Source organism: Streptococcus oralis subsp. dentisani, from assembly GCF_003944205.1.
Taxonomy (GTDB): domain Bacteria; phylum Bacillota; class Bacilli; order Lactobacillales; family Streptococcaceae; genus Streptococcus; species Streptococcus oralis_BH.
In genome coordinates this window covers 15,093-32,660 of the sequence record NZ_RJPH01000001.1, presented here as the reverse complement: position 1 = coordinate 32,660, position 17,568 = coordinate 15,093, and the positions used below count along the sequence as shown (strand labels likewise).

23 protein-coding genes are annotated in these 17,568 nt (G+C 40.9%); 4 read left to right on the top strand and 19 right to left on the bottom strand.

Going from position 1 to position 17,568, the window contains the following annotated elements; all coding sequences use genetic code 11:
• Positions 1-30: 30 nt before the first annotated feature.
• The 7 genes from D8805_RS00160 to D8805_RS00130 all read right to left on the bottom strand — a co-directional run bounded on the left by D8805_RS00160 (position 31) and on the right by D8805_RS00130 (position 4,444).
• Entirely contained in the window at positions 31-1,191 is a 1,161-nt protein-coding gene (locus D8805_RS00160; protein WP_000726138.1) for an ABC transporter substrate-binding protein, read from the bottom strand.
• A gap of 87 nt (positions 1,192-1,278) precedes the next feature.
• Positions 1,279-1,548, bottom strand: coding sequence for a YlbG family protein (locus tag D8805_RS00155; RefSeq protein ID WP_093586633.1), 270 nt, complete (start codon positions 1,546-1,548; stop codon positions 1,279-1,281).
• A 79-nt stretch (positions 1,549-1,627) separates the two neighbouring features.
• Positions 1,628-2,218 carry an ATP-dependent Clp protease proteolytic subunit ClpP gene (clpP, locus tag D8805_RS00150; RefSeq protein WP_000613467.1) on the bottom strand — a complete coding sequence of 197 codons (591 nt, stop codon included), beginning with the start codon at positions 2,216-2,218 and terminating at the stop codon, positions 1,628-1,630.
• Between the two features lie 120 nt (positions 2,219-2,338).
• A complete protein-coding gene (locus D8805_RS00145; protein WP_049518960.1) occupies positions 2,339-2,659 on the bottom strand; it encodes a hypothetical protein in 321 nt (106 codons plus the stop codon).
• A gap of 23 nt (positions 2,660-2,682) precedes the next feature.
• A complete protein-coding gene (gene upp, locus D8805_RS00140) occupies positions 2,683-3,312 on the bottom strand; it encodes a uracil phosphoribosyltransferase (RefSeq protein WP_084926127.1) in 630 nt (209 codons plus the stop codon).
• An 88-nt stretch (positions 3,313-3,400) separates the two neighbouring features.
• The gene (locus D8805_RS00135) at positions 3,401-3,868 is read right to left on the bottom strand and encodes a deoxycytidylate deaminase (RefSeq protein ID WP_000136990.1); all 468 of its coding nucleotides are present in this window, start codon (positions 3,866-3,868) and stop codon (positions 3,401-3,403) included.
• Between the two features lie 18 nt (positions 3,869-3,886).
• Entirely contained in the window at positions 3,887-4,444 is a 558-nt protein-coding gene (locus D8805_RS00130; RefSeq protein WP_125415021.1) for a TetR/AcrR family transcriptional regulator, read from the bottom strand.
• 124 nt (positions 4,445-4,568) lie between these two features.
• Between D8805_RS00130 and D8805_RS00125 the strand changes: the two genes are divergently transcribed.
• Genes D8805_RS00125 through D8805_RS00110 form a run of 4 tightly spaced genes read left to right on the top strand, consistent with a single transcriptional unit; the run spans position 4,569 to position 7,653 of the window.
• A complete protein-coding gene (locus D8805_RS00125; RefSeq protein ID WP_125415020.1) occupies positions 4,569-5,414 on the top strand; it encodes a DegV family protein in 846 nt (281 codons plus the stop codon).
• Between the two features lie 57 nt (positions 5,415-5,471).
• Positions 5,472-6,653 (top strand): BaiN/RdsA family NAD(P)/FAD-dependent oxidoreductase, encoded by a 1,182-nt coding sequence (locus D8805_RS00120; protein ID WP_125415019.1) that lies wholly within the window; start codon positions 5,472-5,474, stop codon positions 6,651-6,653.
• A 13-nt stretch (positions 6,654-6,666) separates the two neighbouring features.
• Positions 6,667-7,188, top strand: coding sequence for a DUF1697 domain-containing protein (locus D8805_RS00115; RefSeq protein WP_000400041.1), 522 nt, complete (start codon positions 6,667-6,669; stop codon positions 7,186-7,188).
• 9 nt (positions 7,189-7,197) lie between these two features.
• Positions 7,198-7,653, top strand: a complete 456-nt coding sequence (locus D8805_RS00110; protein ID WP_001081773.1) for an 8-oxo-dGTP diphosphatase — start codon at positions 7,198-7,200, stop codon at positions 7,651-7,653.
• A 59-nt stretch (positions 7,654-7,712) separates the two neighbouring features.
• Here D8805_RS00110 and D8805_RS00105 read toward each other — a convergent pair whose 3' ends face one another.
• The 12 genes from D8805_RS00105 to D8805_RS00050 all read right to left on the bottom strand — a co-directional run bounded on the left by D8805_RS00105 (position 7,713) and on the right by D8805_RS00050 (position 17,560).
• On the bottom strand, positions 7,713-8,258 hold the full coding sequence (locus D8805_RS00105; protein WP_000643814.1) for a GNAT family N-acetyltransferase: 546 nt from the start codon (positions 8,256-8,258) through the stop codon (positions 7,713-7,715).
• A gap of 203 nt (positions 8,259-8,461) precedes the next feature.
• Entirely contained in the window at positions 8,462-9,286 is an 825-nt protein-coding gene (gene nadE / locus D8805_RS00100; protein WP_125415018.1) for an ammonia-dependent NAD(+) synthetase, read from the bottom strand.
• On the bottom strand, positions 9,283-10,743 hold the full coding sequence (locus D8805_RS00095; protein WP_125415017.1) for a nicotinate phosphoribosyltransferase: 1,461 nt from the start codon (positions 10,741-10,743) through the stop codon (positions 9,283-9,285). The genes nadE and D8805_RS00095 overlap by 4 nt, the downstream gene beginning before the upstream one ends.
• Positions 10,744-10,859: 116 nt before the next feature.
• Positions 10,860-11,348, bottom strand: coding sequence for a DUF6773 family protein (locus tag D8805_RS00090; RefSeq protein WP_125415016.1), 489 nt, complete (start codon positions 11,346-11,348; stop codon positions 10,860-10,862).
• Entirely contained in the window at positions 11,338-11,547 is a 210-nt protein-coding gene (locus tag D8805_RS00085; protein WP_001107495.1) for a helix-turn-helix transcriptional regulator, read from the bottom strand. Before D8805_RS00085 ends, D8805_RS00090 begins: the two co-directional genes overlap by 11 nt.
• Positions 11,548-11,693: 146 nt before the next feature.
• On the bottom strand, positions 11,694-12,290 hold the full coding sequence (locus tag D8805_RS00080; RefSeq protein WP_125415015.1) for an HAD family hydrolase: 597 nt from the start codon (positions 12,288-12,290) through the stop codon (positions 11,694-11,696).
• Positions 12,291-12,350: 60 nt separating this feature from the next.
• Positions 12,351-12,761: a GNAT family N-acetyltransferase gene (locus D8805_RS00075; RefSeq protein WP_125415014.1), complete on the bottom strand. Its 411-nt coding sequence runs from the start codon at positions 12,759-12,761 to the stop codon at positions 12,351-12,353.
• Positions 12,762-12,860: 99 nt separating this feature from the next.
• Positions 12,861-14,225, bottom strand: a complete 1,365-nt coding sequence (locus D8805_RS00070) for an amino acid permease (RefSeq protein WP_185774547.1) — start codon at positions 14,223-14,225, stop codon at positions 12,861-12,863.
• A gap of 76 nt (positions 14,226-14,301) precedes the next feature.
• Positions 14,302-14,784, bottom strand: a complete 483-nt coding sequence (greA, locus tag D8805_RS00065) for a transcription elongation factor GreA (RefSeq protein ID WP_000818755.1) — start codon at positions 14,782-14,784, stop codon at positions 14,302-14,304.
• Between the two features lie 63 nt (positions 14,785-14,847).
• Positions 14,848-16,545, bottom strand: a complete 1,698-nt coding sequence (gene mltG / locus D8805_RS00060; protein ID WP_125415013.1) for an endolytic transglycosylase MltG — start codon at positions 16,543-16,545, stop codon at positions 14,848-14,850.
• A 62-nt stretch (positions 16,546-16,607) separates the two neighbouring features.
• Complete coding sequence (locus D8805_RS00055) at positions 16,608-17,096, bottom strand: GNAT family N-acetyltransferase (RefSeq protein WP_125415012.1); 489 nt, start codon at positions 17,094-17,096, stop codon at positions 16,608-16,610.
• Positions 17,093-17,560 (bottom strand): GNAT family N-acetyltransferase, encoded by a 468-nt coding sequence (locus D8805_RS00050; RefSeq protein ID WP_125415011.1) that lies wholly within the window; start codon positions 17,558-17,560, stop codon positions 17,093-17,095. The genes D8805_RS00055 and D8805_RS00050 overlap by 4 nt, the downstream gene beginning before the upstream one ends.
• Between the last annotated feature and the right edge of the window lie 8 nt (positions 17,561-17,568).

The window sequence follows — 17,568 nt, the reverse complement described above, 5'->3', positions numbered from 1 at the left end:
TCATTCCCTATTTCAGCTACTATTCTAATGTTATGGTTTTACAACTTCTGCTGCTTCCACTTTACCATTGTTCATGGTCATCATGTAAGCAGTTTTCACTGTGTTGTGATCTGCATCAAAGCTCGTTTGACCAGTCACACCATCAAAGTCTTTGGTTTTAGCAAGGTTGTCCTTGATTTCACCTGAGTTTTTAGCACCTTTTGCAGCATTAGCTACTAGGTAAACTGAGTCATAGGCCAAAGCTGAGAATGTTGAAGGTTCTTCATTGTATTTAGCACGGTAGGCTTCAAGGAAAGCTTTAGCTTTTGCAGAAACATCAACTGTAGTTGAGAATCCTGAGATGAAGTAAATGTTTGATGCTCTTTCAGCAGTTGCTTGTTGAACAAATTCTTCACCGTTAAAGCCGTCACCACCAACGATTGGTTTATCAATTCCCATACCACGTGCTTGGTTTACGATTTTACCTGCTTCTGTATAGTAACCTGGAACAACGATAGCGTCAAACTCTTTCCCTTTCATTTTAGTAAGGGCTGCTTGGAAGTCTGTATCACCTGCTACAAACGTTTCGTCTGCAACAATTTCACCCTTGTAGGCTTCACGGAAAGATTTAGCAATACCTTTAGCATAGTCACTAGCATTGTCCGTATAAAGAACAACCTTCTTAGCGTTCAATTTGTTTGTCACATAGTTTGAAATGATCTTCCCTTGGAAGCTATCTTGGAAAGTTCCGATAAATAGATATTCTTGACCTTTGGTCAATCCATCTTGAGTCGCACTTGGTGAGATCAATGGCACTCCTGCTTGAGTAGCGTTGGCTACAGCTGCAGCAGTTGCACCAGATGTCGCAGGTCCTACGATAGCTGTAACTTTTGATTGGGTAACTAGGTTAGTTGTAACAGAGGCAGCCTCAGCAGTTTCAGATTTGTTATCTTTATCCACAACTTCGATTTGTTTTCCATCGATACCACCTGCAGCATTGATTTCATCAACAGCAAGTTGGGCACCTTTTTGTTCAGAAGTACCATAGGCAGCTACAGCACCTGTTTCTTCAAAGTTAAAACCGATTTTGATAGTCTTTTCGTCTACTGGGTTACCAGTTGTATTTGACGCTCCTGACTTGACCTCTCCACAGGCAGCGAGAAGAGCTACGCTAGCAAGAGCCACAAAAGATAGGGCAAATTTTTTCTTCATTTTTAATCTCCTTATAGTTGTTTCAAAAATAGTATGTTAAGAATATACCGAATTATCAGAAAATTGTCAACACATTTATCTCATTTTTTAAATGATAACGTTTTCCTCAGTGCGATAGAGATTGCCAACAAAGGGAGTTTCTAACTCTTGAATGTGGCAACGTCTTATTTTTTTGATAAATCTTTCCTTACCTAATCTCTCAACTAAGTCATCTAGCTCCTCAGTTGGAACATAGAGCTGCAAGTAACGATGTTTTTTGGAATGGTAACAGATATCACCGTATTCCTGAAGTTTTTTTGCATCTCGATTATAGTAAAGATAGATGATTAATCCTGAACGATTGACCTTTTCAAACATGGTGAATCCTCTTTCTAAGAAATCTTCTCCTAATTATATCAAAAAAAGCAAACTCCGTCGAGTTTGCTTTCTAGGTTGCTTAGCTCAAAGAATTGTTAGCCATGATTTCATCAATGAAGCCATATTCGAGCGTTTCTTGGGCACTCATCCAGTAATCACGTTCCGCATCTGCATGAATTTGCTCAACTGATTTACCAGAGTTATCTGCAAGGATTTGCTCCAAAGTCTTACGAGTTTTGAGCAAGTGTTCTGCAGCGATTGCCATATCTGTTTGTTGGGTACCACCACCTGTACCACCCATTGGTTGGTGAATCATGTACTCTGCATTTGGAAGCATGAAGCGTTTGCCTTTTGCTCCACTTGATGCAATAACAGTCCCCATGGATGCAGCCATCCCCATAACGATTGTTTGGACATCAGCCTTGATAAAGTTCATGGTATCAACGATTGCCAAACCAGCTGAAACAGATCCTCCAGGTGTATTGACATAAAGGTAAATATCTTTTGTGCTGTCTTGGGCATCCAAGAAGAGCAACTGGGCGATAACGGAGTTGGCCATATTGTCTTCAACTGGACCTGTTAGCATGATGATGCGGTCTTTCAGAAGGCGAGAGTAAATGTCATAGGAACGTTCTCCACGGCTTGTTTGTTCAATAACTACAGGAATCATTCATTTCTCCTTTTATGTTGAATTTTCTTAGTCTTACGACTCAATACAGAACTATTATATCTTTTTGGTCAAAAAAGGTCAAATTTAATTTATAACAAACATTAAATTTAGTATCAAAAATCACTTTTTCCAATTAGAAGGAGAAAAACCTACGTACTTAGTTCCCTTGTATTCTAAATGCTCTAATTTCCCAATAACATCCTGCTCATTTTTAGTCACAGTACATCGAAAACGAATCTCTTTACCACTTAATAAATCATTTATTTCTTGTTCAGAAAATTCATGATTACACCATTTACGTTTAAAACGAACATTCTCCCCATTCCAATCACCAGATACATACAGGTCATCATTATCTTCCATAGCTTTATTTACTAGTTCATCATAGGCTTCGGCAATATTTTCTTCCTCACCTAAAATTTCCTCCCAATCAAATCCCATATTAAATTTCTCTCTTCTCTAGGTTATTTCGTACCGAACAAGCGGTCTCCAGCATCTCCGAGACCTGGAACAATATAGCCATGTTCATTCAAGTGTTCGTCCAGAGCTGCTGTAAAGATTTCGACATCTGGGTGAGCTGCTTGAAGAGCTTTCACTCCTTCTGGAGCAGCTACTAGGCAGACAAACTTGATATTTGATGCGCCACGTTTTTTAAGCGAGTCAACAGCCAAGATAGCTGATCCACCTGTTGCAAGCATTGGATCGACGACAAAGATTTGACGTTGGTCAATGTCCTCAGGCAATTTCACTAAGTATTCAACTGGTTGAAGGGTTTCTTCATCACGGTACATACCGATGTGCCCAACTTTTGCTGCTGGGACCAAGCTCAAGAGCCCATCTACCATCCCGATACCTGCACGTAGGATTGGGACAATCGCCAATTTTTTACCAGCCAATTGTTTTTGAACGGTCTTTGTGATAGGTGTTTCGATTTCCACGTCTTCAAGTGGAAGATCACGAAGTACTTCATATCCCATCAACATTGCAATCTCATCTACTAGCTCACGAAAAGCTTTTGTAGAAGTGTCTGTACGACGCAAGATTGACAACTTGTGTTGAATAAGTGGATGATTAATGACTTCAAGTTTTCCCATTTTCTGAATTCCTTCTTTCAATTTATTCTTCTTATTATATCAAAAAACGGTTTAAAAAGCTTTCTAAACCATTTATTTTTATTAATTTTTAAATCAAATCTGCCTCTTGAAGAGCTGTCTGAACAGTCTCTAATGGTAGATGGGTTAATTCAGTGCCTTTTTCGTGATAAAGGTACTGGGCATAGTCATCCATTCGGTACTGGTTGATATAGACTACACGTTTGCAACCGACTTGTAAGAGTTGTTTGGTGCAGTTCAGACAAGGGAAATGGGTCACATAGGCTGTAAATCCTCTTGGAACCCCTCGTTCAGCCCCTTGCAAGATGGCGTTGACCTCCGCGTGAAGGGTTCGAACACAGTGTCCTTCAATGACCAAACATTCGTGGTCAATACAGTGCTCCGTTCCTGATACGGAACCATTGTAGCCTGTTGAAATGACCTTATTGTCCTTAACTAGGACAGCTCCTACTTTGGCGCGTTTACAAGTGGAACGATTAGCAATCAGTAAGGCCTGGGCTGCAAAGTACTCATCCCAAGCCAGTCTTTTTTCTGTCATAAGTCTTCTCCTTGTCCTCTATTTTTTGAAAAATGGCAAGCGTAAATCAGCAATCTTTTCAGCTGGAACCTTCATTCCATCCTTGATCCATTTGAGCAGAACCGATACGATGGCAGAGCTCCAAAAGGAATGAAGGTAGCTGCTGACACCTTTTGATTTTCCGTGGTATTTTTCCAGAAATTCCTGCATGGCTTGGATAAAAATCTTTTCCAAGTGGTAGTCCAGAGCAAGTTGGATAACCTTGGCTTCTTTCTTGGCTGCTCGAAAAAGGTGAACCCAGACTAGATAAAGGTCTGTTCTGACATCGTAGTGGCTCAATTGTTCCATGATATTATGAACACTGCGTTTAAAAACACTTTCTAAAATTGCTTCTTTAGAATCATAATTGCGATAGAAGGCAGCGCGTGAGACACCCGCCCGCTTGACCAACTCTGAGATACTAATCTTAGCCAAGTCTTTTTTCTCTAGAAGTTGCAAAAGAGCCGTCTCGATTGCTTCTCTGGTTAAAAAATTGGATTCTTGATTGGATTTTCTGAGATTTTCAAGAGATTTTTCAGATATTTTACGTTCAGACATAACAATTTCTTTCTACTTGTGACAACAGAGAGGTGGTACTTTTGTTTCAAGGGCTTTCATGATATAATTGTAAAAAAAGACAGAACCTTTGTCAATGTATAAGTGACAAAGATGGAGAATTTCTATGACTTGGAAGATTGTAGCTGACTCTGGTTGTGATTATCGTCAACTGGCAACTCCTGCTATTGATACTGAATTTGTTAGTGTTCCTTTAACCATTCAAGTAGCTGATCAGGTCTTTATTGATGATGCCAATCTCGACATTGACCACATGATGAAAACCATGTATGCGACTTCTGAGGCTTCAAAATCAGCTTGTCCTAGCCCTGATGATTACTTGCGTGCATTTGAAGGTGCCAAACATATTTTTGTCGTTACTATCACTGGTACTCTTTCAGGTAGTCATAATAGTGCACAACTCGCTAAAAATATCTACCTTGAAGAACACCCTGACACTCAGATTCATGTGATTGATAGTTTATCTGCAGGTGGGGAAGTTGATTTGATTGTCGAAAGAATCAATGACTTGATTGACCAAGGACTTTCTCATGAGGAAATTGTTGAAGCTATCACAGCCTACCAAGAAAAAACAAAATTGCTCTTTGTCCTCGCTAAAGTTGATAACTTGGTAAAAAATGGCCGTTTAAGTAAGCTTATCGGTACAGTCGTTGGTCTTCTCAACATCCGTATGGTTGGGGAAGCAAGTGAAACTGGAACCTTAGAGCTTCTTCAAAAGGCTCGTGGTGCTAAAAAGTCCCTTCAAGCAGCCTATGAAGAACTCATCAAGGCTGGCTATGCTGGTGGTCGTATCGTCATGGCTCATCGCAGCAATGAAAAATTCTGTCAACAGCTTTCGGAACGTTTGCGAGAAACATTCCCTCAGGCGCAAATCACCATCCTTCCAACTTCTGGACTTTGCAGTTTCTATGCAGAAGATGGCGGTTTGCTGATGGGATATGAAATCAACTAAGATCATGAGCAACAAGAGATGCCAAGCATCTCTTGTTTTTTATGGTACAATAGAGCTATGAAACATTTTGATACTATTGTTATCGGTGGAGGGCCTGCTGGTATGATGGCTACGATTTCCAGTAGCTTTTATGGTCAGAAAACTCTTCTCATCGAAAAAAATCGGAAACTTGGCAAAAAATTAGCTGGAACTGGCGGTGGTCGCTGCAATGTAACTAACAACGGAAGTCTAGATGACCTACTAGCTGGCATCCCTGGAAATGGACGCTTTCTATACAGTGTCTTTTCCCAGTTTGATAACCATGATATCATCAACTTTTTTACGGAAAATGGAGTCAAACTTAAGGTCGAGGACCACGGACGCGTCTTTCCTGCTAGCGACAAGTCTCAGACCATTATCGAAGCTTTGGAGAAGAAAATCACTGAACTCAGTGGTCAAGTCGCTACCCAAACAGAGATTGTTTCGGTTAAAAAGGTGGATAACCAGTTTGTCCTCAAGTCCGCAGACCAAACCTTCACTTGTGATAAACTGATTGTCACAACTGGTGGTAAATCTTATCCTTCTACAGGCTCGACTGGTTTTGGTCATGAGATTGCCCGTCATTTTAAACATACGATTACCGAGCTTGAAGCCGCTGAAAGTCCATTGTTGACAGATCTTCCTCACAAAGCGCTTCAGGGGATTTCGCTGGACGATGTGGCCTTAAGTTATGGCAAGCATGTCATCACTCATGATCTGCTCTTTACCCACTTTGGTTTATCTGGCCCTGCTGCCCTGCGCATGTCTAGTTTTGTCAAAGGTGGGGAGGTTATTTCACTGGATGTTTTGCCTCAAATGAGTCAGCAGGATTTGGCAAACTTTTTAGAAGAACATCGGGAAAAATCTTTAAAAAATGCTTTAAAAACCTTGCTTCCAGAACGCTTGGCAGAATTTTTGGTTCAAGGCTATCCTGAAAAAGTCAAACAGCTAACTGAAAAAGAACGGGAACAACTTCTCCAGTCCATCAAAGCACTCAAAATCCCTGTGATTGGAAAAATGTCTCTTGCCAAGTCCTTTGTCACCAAAGGTGGTGTCAGTCTCAAGGAAATCAATCCCAAAACTCTGGAAAGTAAGCTCATTCCCGGCCTCCACTTTGCAGGCGAGGTACTGGATATCAATGCCCACACGGGTGGCTTTAACATCACTTCTGCCCTCTGTACCGGCTGGGTGGCAGGCTCCAATCCAATAAATACCAAGTAAGAAAGGAAGTTCTTTGGAACATATTATTTTACTGAGAGGCATTACTCCTAATGGAAAAAATGCTATCCCGAAAATGTCTTATTTGATAGATATTTTAACAGAAGCTGGGTTTCAGCACGTTCGAACCTATATTCAAAGTGGGAATATCATTCTTGAAAGTGACTTAGATTTAGAAGAAATACGAGAACGTGTTCATACTCTGATAAAGGAAAAAATTGGGGCCGACTTAAAAATGGTTATCAAGAATAAGAATGATTTTGAAAAGATTGTTCATGAGAATCCGTTTAGAGAAGACTATCTTCATGATCGTGTGCATGTGATCCTTTATCAGGGATTTATCCAAAGTCTGCCATTAGAAAATTTGAAAGCTGACTACGGTGAGGAAGAAATTTGTGTAGGCGATCACTGTCTCTACCTCTATCTCCCTAGAACTGCAAAACGAAAAAAGCTCAATACCAACTATCTTGAAAAACTGTTTGGCGTGGATCTGACCATGAGAAAGCTAAATGTAGTGGAAAAGTTACTAACAAAATAGGAGAACAAGATGAACAGACGCGAAACAGTCGAATTTGTCAACATGTGCATGATTAAAAACGGAGATAAGGTTCTGGTTCAAGATCGAGTTAGTCCCGACTGGCCCGGTATTACCTTTCCCGGTGGTCATGTAGAGCGTGGGGAATCTTTTACCGAGGCAGTTATCAGAGAAGTCAAAGAAGAAACTGGACTGACCATATCCAAACCTCAACTTTGTGGTATCAAAGACTGGTACGATGACGGGGATTATCGGTATGTCGTCCTTTTTTACAAGACAGAACACTTTACTGGTGAACTCCAATCTTCAGATGAAGGTACTGTTTGGTGGGAAGAATTTGAAAATCTGTCTCATCTGAAACTTGCAACTGAGGATATGTCAGACATGCTGCGTGTTTTTTTAGAAGACGATCTCAGTGAATTCTTTTACTACAAAGACGGTGACGACTGGCTTTATGAGTTAAAATAAAAGAGCAGAAAAAAATGACCTGAGCTTCAAAAGTTAAATTTTGAAGCTCAGGTCATTTCTTAGTCCTTTTTAATCTGATAATAAATAAGGTCCGCAACGTAGTCTTTTCTCTCCACACCATTGGTAATGGTTTTTAGATAAGACATTCCCGCTTTTTCCATCACACGGCCTGAAGCTGGGTTGAGACTGGCATATCGTGCTCTGACTTTTTGAAAACCTGCTTGAGTAAAACAAAAGTCTAACACAGCTTTCAAGGCCTCTGTCATCATACCTCGGCCCCAATAGTTTTTTCCTAAAACATACCCAATTTCACAATAAGAATCATTCTCATCTATTTCAACGATACTGATATCTCCTATCACATGCTCAGGATCTTCTTTGAGACAAATGGCCCATTTGAAATAGTGGAGATTGGCATAGGAGGCAACCCAATTTCGAATCGAATTCCGAGTCACCTCTACATCAGGATGGGGATCCCAGGTAAGATAGGTCAGATTCTCAGCAGATGAAGCCCAATTTTGAAACATGGCTTCCGCATCATTCTCCACAAATCTTCTCAAAATCAAACGTTCTGTCTGTAATATTTGCGTACCGATTGCTTTCATGACACTGCCTCACTTTCTGATATATGGTTCTCTGTCAAATCTCCATTGAAACTTGTTTTTGCTTTCGAATCTCAATGCTCAAGCTAAAAATATCCACTGGGCCTCCTCGTTTTCCTGTTTCTAGACTCGGGGTAAAAAGGCCCCCCGGACCTTCTTCGCTTTCTCATTTCTAGGCTCAGGGTAAAAACCTCCACTGGAGGTTTTTACTCCCAGAAGTCATCAAATACGGTGATTGGTAGGTGGCGTTTGTGTTGTCCTTTATGCCACCAGTTTTCGATAGTCTCTTGAGCTTCTGGGCTGATTGTTTTGCCTTCTAGGTAGTCGTCAATCTCTTCATAAGTGACTCCCAAGGCTACTTCATCAGCTATCCCTGGTTTTTCTTCTTCTAGGTCTGCTGTTGGGATTTTTTCATAAAGGGCTGGGTCCGCACCAAGTTCCTTCAAGAGTTGTTTTCCTTGACGTTTATTGAGGCGGTAAAGAGGAAGAATATCCGCACCACCGTCACCAAACTTGGTAAAAAATCCTGTGATATTTTCCGCAGCATGGTCTGTTCCAATAACCGCACCACTATGTGCCCCTGCAAGCGCATATTGAGCAATCATACGGCTACGAGCCTTGATATTTCCCTTATTAAAGTCTGAAACAGAGCTTCCTGTCGCTTCAACTGCAGTTGCCATGGCATCAGCTGATTCCTTGATATTCACAACTAAACTGACATCTGGTTGGATGAAAGCGAGGGCTTTTTGAGCATCTGCTTCATCAGCTTGCACTCCGTATGGCAGGCGGACAGCGATAAATTGGTAGCTGTCATCTCCTGTCTCTGCCCGCATTTCTTCCATAGCTAATTGCGCCAAGCGCCCTGCCAAGGTTGAGTCCTGACCCCCAGAAATCCCTAGTACAAAAGTTTTAAGGAAGGGATGTTTTTTTAGGTATTTTTTTAAGAAGTCAATTGAACGACGAATTTCTTCCTGGGCATCAATCACTGGTTTGACACCCAGTTGCTGGATAATGGTCTCTTGCAAACTCATTCTTCCTCTCCTTCACCAAGGGCTTCCTTGCGCATCTTATCAATCAAGTCCATCTTGTCTTGCCAAATATCACGCGCCAAGTCCACTGGATAATGTTGCGGATTGAGTACCCGTTTATACTCATCCCAAAGCTTGTCAAATTCCTTACGTGCATAGGCCTGAATCTCAGTCAAACTAGGCAAGTTGTAAACTAATGTTCCTGCTTTGAAAATATCCACCAAGAGAGGAACAGCGTCAAAATTACGAACGGTTTTTTTGATATAGGTATAGGTTGGATGGAACATCTTGATTTCAGTCATGTCACTCACATCCACACCATCATAAGTAATGTAGTCACCTTCTGACTTGCCTTTTTCACGACTGGTAATGCGCCATACCTGCTTCTTACCTGGCGTAGACACTTTCTCCGCATTATTAGACAATTTGATGGTATTGCGCATCTGACCATTCTCATCTTCGATAGCTACAATTTTATAAACTGCCCCAAGAGCTGGCTGATCATAGGCTGTAATCAGCTTGGTTCCCACACCCCAGACATCAATCTTGGCCTTTTGCATCTTGAGGTTGAGGATGGTATTTTCATCCAAATCATTAGAAGCATAGATCTTAGCCTCTGTAAAGCCAGCCTCGTCCAGTTGCTGACGGACTTTCTTGGAAATGTAGGCAATATCCCCAGAGTCAATCCGTACACCCATAAAGTTAATCTGGTCACCCAGCTCACGCGCCACCTGAATAGCAGCTGGCACACCGATTCGTAACGTGTCATAAGTATCTACTAGAAAGACACAGTCACGATGGGTTGACGCATAGGCCTTGAAGGCTTCATAGTCGTTTCCATAAACTTGTACTAAGGCATGGGCATGAGTCCCCAATACTGGAATACCAAAGAGCTTCCCTGCTCGCACGTTGCTAGTTCCGTTGGCTCCACCAATCACCGCTGCGCGTGTTCCCCAGATAGCTGCATCCATTTCTTGCGCACGACGTGTCCCGAACTCCATCAAGGGTTCATCTTCAATGACCGAACGAATACGTGCTGCCTTGGTCGCTATCAAGGTTTGAAAGTTAACGATGTTTAAGAGAGCCGTTTCGACCAATTGGCATTGGGCTAGAGGGCCTTCCACCTGCACAATCGGTTCATTGGCAAAGACCAAGTCCCCTTCCTGAGCGGAACGAACCGTCAACTCCAACTTGAAATTGCGGAGGTAGTCTAAGAACGCCCCATGATACCCAAGCGTCTCCAAGTAGGCAATATCGCTATCTGAAAAGCGCAAGTCTTCAAGATAGTTCACAATTCTTTCCAAACCAGCAAAAACTGCATAGCCGTTCTGAAAAGGTTGCTGGCGGAAATAAACTTCAAAGACCGCCTTTTTATTGTGAATCCCTTGGTCAAAGTAAACTTGCATCATATTGATCTGGTACAAGTCCGTGTGCAATGTCAAACTATCATCTGGATACATCTGTTTTCCTTCTTCCTACTTTACAAAGGTGTGAACGTATTCTACCACTTTCACACCGTCCGATAAATTAGTACTATTATAACACATTTTACCGAGATTGATAAAAAGATAACAAGCTATTCTCCGTTCTCCAGTTCATCCATATCTTGCTCAAACTTTTTTTGGGCCCATTCACCAAAATTTCTTAAAGTAAGGTTTCCAATAAAAACCCATGGAAGATAGAGAAGATAAGTAAGGATCCAAGCAGACAAATATTTAAAATTCAAAGGATTATGCTGATAAATCTCAATATTGAACTGGTAGTTCTGTAGCATCAAGATGGCTGTAATTGCAAGAGTCACTACTAAGCATCCCAAAATCGTAAAATGAAAACGACTATAGTAGGTCACTCCAAGTTGTCGTGCACGATTGAAAAAGAAGAAAATTCCTAAAAGAAGGCTAACTAGAAGAATATTAGGATTAAAAAAGGCAGGTGCTAATACAGCCACCAAATAACTTAGCAGAATGAGCCCGATAAACACATGAAAAGACTCTGTCCCAGCTTTGTTAATCAGTTGTTCTTCTCTTTCGTCTAATAATTGATAATAAAAAAATCTATTTTTCATCTTCTTCCTCCCAAAATAGTTGGTCTAATGTTTTGCCCAAGCATCTGCAAATGGACTGACAAAGCGAGAGACTGGGATTATATTTCCCAGCTTCAATCAAGCCTATAGTTTGCCTAGTAACCCCTACAGCCTCTGCCAAATCGCCTTGTGTTAAATCAAGCTCCACCCGAGCTAATTTTAATTTTAAATTTTTAGCCACAAGCGTCCTCCTTCAAATTTTTAAAAAGTTGCGCTTCTTTTAAAAACATTATACCATATATCTAACTTAATGCAATATATAAATGTCATTTTGTAATGTTTTATTAACAAAAAACTCTCTATCGTAAAAAATAGAGAGTGTTACCTTTAAACATAGGATTTCAAAATATCGACGACATCACTTCTTTTCTTGATCTGATAAGCCCTGATGCCCAATTTCTCAGCTGCGATTGTATTGTCCTCAATATCGTCAAGAAAGACACAATTTGCGGGATCTAGCTGGTATTTGTCAAGAATCTCCTTAAACATTGCCAAATCAGGCTTTATAGCTTTTATATCACAGGATAAAACAAAGCCATCCAAAAGATCCTTTAAGGGAGATAGTTGTTCTTCCAGTAAGTCATAAAATACCTTTGAGGTATTGGACAAGACAAAGATGCGATCCCCCTTTTTCTTTAGTTCTGACAAAACAGGGAATACTTCCCTATAAATATCAATGTAGCTAGGCCAGTTCCAGATAACTTCCTCGACCTTCTTTTGATAGATACTTCCAATCATCGACACAACTTTAAGCACTAATTCTTCTCTCGTCATAGTCCCAAGATCTAATCTTTCCCAAAGCCCCGACTGAAAAATGGTCTTATCTAAAATCAGATAATCTTTCTTCAGCTCCGAAACGCCTTGTAAAATCTTATCCTTGTTCCATTCTAATAAGACGTTGCCCATATCTAGTATGATGTCCATTAGCCCACCTCCTTGGTTATGTGAAGAATTACTCTCTATATATATTTCTCCATTTTCACCTTACAAACCTTTTTGGTAATAGTATCTTTGCCCTGTGTAGGGATAGTCTTGCAAGGTAAAGACCTCCTTGTAGCCATGCCTTTTATAAAAATCTGGCGCTTGAAACTGGTAAGTATTGACAAAAGCAAAACGACAGTTTCGATGCTTAGCTTCACTTTCTGCCTGTTGCAATAGTTTTGAACCAATTCCCTGTCCTCGCGATTCCTCTTTCACAAATAAATACTCGATTTCCAACCAATTTCCAAAGGTCTCTGCTACTAAACCTGCCATAAGATTGCCCTTTTCGTCTTCGACATAAAGATTCAGTGGCTCGCTTTCAGCCTCTTCTCTTTTGGAGCGATTATAGGCGCGAATCAGATCCCCTATTTCTTGCACTTTATGCGACCCTTTATTTTCCAATCTAACGTGCATCCAAACCTCCTAAAAACGATTACAGCTTGATTATAATCTTATTTCAATAGACTGTCAAACAAGAAAAAACTCACCAAGCAGAGTTGATGAGTTCATGATTTATTTTCTAAATTTCCACTGACTATAAATCCCAAAAACAAGGATCCAGATGGCTGAACCAACTGCCCCCATGAAGGTAGACTCTTGCAAAAAGAGAGTCACAAAAACAAAAACGAAAAAGAGGATCGTTAGGGGATTGAGCAAGCGATACTGAGGCATGAGGTAGCCATCCGCCATGAAGTCTTGTGACTTACGATATTTGAGGTGAGCCACCATGATCAAGATATAAATCGCGATGTAAACACCTGATGAGGACGCCGTAATCAAAGCAAAGGCATCCGAAACACCCGGCAACACATTGATAAAGGCAGCCAGAGCAATTAAAATTGCTGAAGCAATAATAGCATTTTGTGGAACATTATGGCGAGAAAGAGTATCTGCCTTAATAGCTTTTAAGAAGCGATTGGGCGAGTCATGGGCGATCTGATACAAGTGTCGCCCTGTTGAGTAGAGAGTTGAGTTGAGAGCAGACGCTGCCGACGTCAAGACGACAAAGTTAATCAGAGCTGCCGCCCACTTGATACCTGCCAGTTCAAAGACCGTTACAAATGGAGAATCTGAAGAAGCAAGTTCTCTCCAGGGAATGATAGACATAATGGCTAATAGAGCTCCACCATAGAAGAAGACAATTCGGAGAGGAATTTCTTTAACTGCTTTTGGCAAAACCTGACGAGGATTCTTCGTTTCAGAAGTTGTCACCCCGATAAATTCAATCATCAGATAGGCAAAAAATACCATTTGAAAGGCCATGACAAAGTTCATGACTCCGTTTGGGAAAAGAGAGAACTGATTGCTGATATTTGCCAGACTTGCAGCACCATGCGGCGTCTCAAATCCAGTTAAAACCATAAAGGCTCCCGTTGCAATCATAGCTAAAATAGCCACAATCTTAACCATTGCAAACCAAAACTCGACTTCTCCAAAGAGCTTAACCGCAATCAGATTGACCAAGGCCAAAATCGTTAAAAAGACAATCTGAATCAACCAACTAGGCCAGCTAGGAAACCAAAACTGAACATAATGCGAAATCGCAGTGATTTCTGCCATACCGATAAAGACGACAGACAACCAATAAGACCAAACTGAGAAATAACCCCAGCCTTTCCCCAAATGACGGGTGATAAAGTTGATAAAAGTATGTTGTTCTGGATCCTGATAGAGCATCTCTCCAACAGCCCTCATCATCAAAAACATAAAGGCTCCTGTAATCATGTATATCAGGATGATAGAAGGTCCAGTAAGGCTGATAGAACGACCAGCACCTAGGAAAAGTCCTGTTCCGATTGTCCCAGCAATGGCCATCACCTGAACGTGGCGATTGGTTAATCCACGCTCCATTTTATTTTTCTTCTTATTTTCACTCATATAGTCTCCTATTTATTCAAAAAACCAAAAAGGAGTTGAGCAAGACAAGATCTCCACTACTCCTTTTTCATCCTATCTAGGCTGTTTTTTCAACCTTCAAGATTTTTACATCATAGCTACCAACTGGTGTCTCAATGGTCGCTGTATCACCAGTCTTTTTACCGATCAAGGCTTGTCCAATCGGGCTCTCATTTGAAACCTTACCAGCGAAAGCATCCGCACCCGCAGAACCGACGATGATGTAAACTTCTTCGTCATCTTCCCCGATTTCTTGAATCGTTACGGTCTTGCCGATAGCCACTTCATCTTGGGCAACTGCATCGCTATTAACGATTTCAGCATAGCGGATTTTAGTTTCCAAGCTTGAAATTTGTCCTTCAACAAAAGCTTGCTCATCCTTAGCTGCTTCGTACTCACTGTTTTCTGAAAGGTCTCCGTATGAACGTGCGATTTTAATACGTTCTACCACTTCTGGACGACGAACAAGTTTCAACTCTTCTAATTCTTTTTCAAGTTTTTCCTTTTCTTCAAGGGTCATTGGGTAAGTTTTTTCTGCCATTTTTCTCAACTTTCTTTTCTTAATTTGTTTTTAAAACAAAATTATGTGGAAAACCACATAATTTTAGTTTGAACTACTTGATTGTGTTAATTTGCTATTGATGTGTTCTGCAACGTTTTGATCATGTTCTTCTTTGGTCGTTGCAAAGTATACTTTACCATCTTCGACATTGGCTACAAAGTACAAGTACTCACTCTTTGTCTGATTTACACTTGCTTCAATAGCATCGAGGCTTGGACTATCAACTGGTCCAGGCATGAGACCAAGGTGTGTGTAAACATTGTATGGTGAATCAATCGTTGTATCAATTCCAGCATCATCCGCTAGGCTAATCTTTTGACCAAGCTTGCCTTGGGCATACAGGATAGCGATATTACTTTGAAGCGGCATACCGAGATTTAGGCGGTTATAGAAGACACCAGCAATCTTCTTGCGGTCTTCTGTCTTGGCACCTTCTTTTTCAACAAGAGAAGCGATGCTGAGTAATTCATTGACTGTCAGATTCTTTTCTTTAATTGAGGCGTAATATGATGACATGGTCTTATCCATAGCAGCTAACATCTCATCAATCAAACTTTCAACTGTAGTGCTTTCTTTGATGGTATAAGTTGCTGGGAAAAGGTAACCTTCTAGGCGATAACGAACCCCGCTATCTTTTGTTGGTAGACTTCCAAGCAAGTTTGGATACTTTGCTACTACTTGAGAGATAAAGGTCTCATCTTGAGCTTTTGCCAAGAAAGCATCCGCTGTAAGAGGTTCTTTAAATTCACCTTGAAGTTGTCCTACTGTTTGAGCGATTTGCTCTAATGTATATCCTTCTGGAATTGTCAGGCTTGCAAGAGCTGGTTCTTGAGGTTCAGGAGTTCCCCCCTTTTGCAATTCTTGGATCAATTCATCCGTACTCATGCTCTTCTTCAAGTTGTAATAACCTGATTTTAAGTCTGCGCCCTTATATTTAGCATAAAAGCTAAAGATAAGTCCATGTTTTACCAAACCAGATTTTTCCAAAGTGCTCCCAATTTCTTGAATATTTGAACCTTCTGGAATTTGAACCGTTACATAATCCTTAGAGCTCGCATCAACAGGTTTCAAGGATTCTTGAACGTATCCATAACCAAAGAAGCCACCAATACTTACGAGCACTAGGAGAACTAGGAAAGTTAGCAAACAGCCTTTAGCTTTTGATTTCTTCTTTTTCTTAGCTGGCTTTGTTCCTTCACGACGACTGCGTCGTGGAGCATCCGCTAGGTTATCAACTTTCTCAACTGGAGCCGGGACTACATTCTCCACAACAGGAGGGACTGATTCTTCTTTTTTGTCATCTGTTTTATAGGAAACAGCCACTTTAGTTGGAGTAGTGTTAAACTCTTTGTCTTCCTTTTTAGGCTCTACAGCATCAATCTTGGCTGGTGCAGGCTCTTCTAGTTTTGACTCTTCTGATTCTGGTGCTGTCACTTCGCTTGATTCAAAACTTGGACGTGGTGGCACACTTGGGGCATTTTTAAGGATTTCATCCACAGTTGACAGAGAGTCTACCATTAAACCTTCTGTGGCAAGATTTGGTTCTTGTTCAGAAGGAGCGGGTGGAGTTACTTGAGAAGATGGAGTTGGGGTGGTCGGACTTTCCTCTTCTTCCCCTCTTCTTTCTCTCTCTCTGACTCTCTCTAAATCGCGTAAAATCTGTTCTTTAAAGCTTAATGTTTCTTCTTCTCTTGATTTCTCGCTCAAAAGCTTTACCTCCTTGTTGGCAATCCATAACATTATATCTTAAAAGTCGCAGAAAAGCAACAAAAGATATTTTTCTCCAACTATATTTCTTGTTTTCAAGGCTTCCAAACCATGTTATACCAAGTCTCACCTGCATAGGTAGATTGGGATAGTCCTTCATTAACAAATCCATGTTTTTCGTAATAGGCGATAAGATAATCATGACACGTCAGGTTAATTCCTTCTCGTTCATGTTCTAAAGCGACTTCTTTCAGAGCCGTCAGTAGTTTTTTCCCCACTCCCAAAGCTTGCGCTTCCTTGGCTACCGACAGGCTCGTTACTGAGATATAACCACCAGATCGAGGACTATGATCTTCTACTTCTTCCGTAAAGGATTGATCTTGTAGATGACGATGTGGGACGACCGGACCTTCAATGTAGCCAAGGATACGTCCCTCTTTTTCAGCGACGAGAAAGCTGGTCTGAATTTCACGTAAATGCGCCTCAAAGACGGAACGAGGAATGGCTTCCTCAAGGGAGAAATTCTCAAGCTCTATCTCTAAAATACGATCTAAATCCGAAAATCTTGCTTGTCTGATTTTCATATTTCCTCCTGATAAAAAGGATTAGCCCAAGTCAGATACCATTCAGAACCACTGCCATAATGACTCCCTGTCACTTCTTCCTCAACAAAGCCATTCATTTCAAAATATGATAGTAACTCATCAGGACTTTGCAAAAGAATACCTTGGTAATCTAGCTCGACAGTCACCTGTTTCAAGGCTGCAAGAAGAAGAGTTCCCAGCCCTTGTCCCCAATAGTCAAGATGAATGGTCAATGATTTTATTTCTATCCATTTGGGATGAATAGACTGATCTTCTCCCAAAACATAGCCCACGAGCTGATTTTCATCCCCAGCTACAAGAAAGGTATCCGCAGTCTTGCGGATACTCTCTTCTAAGGATTGGCGGCTAAATGCCTCTTCTAACGAAGGATTGGCTTCTTCAATCGCCAACATTTCTTCTAAATCTGATAAGGTGGCTTGCCTTATAGTGATTGGAATTTCCATCTGGTTTT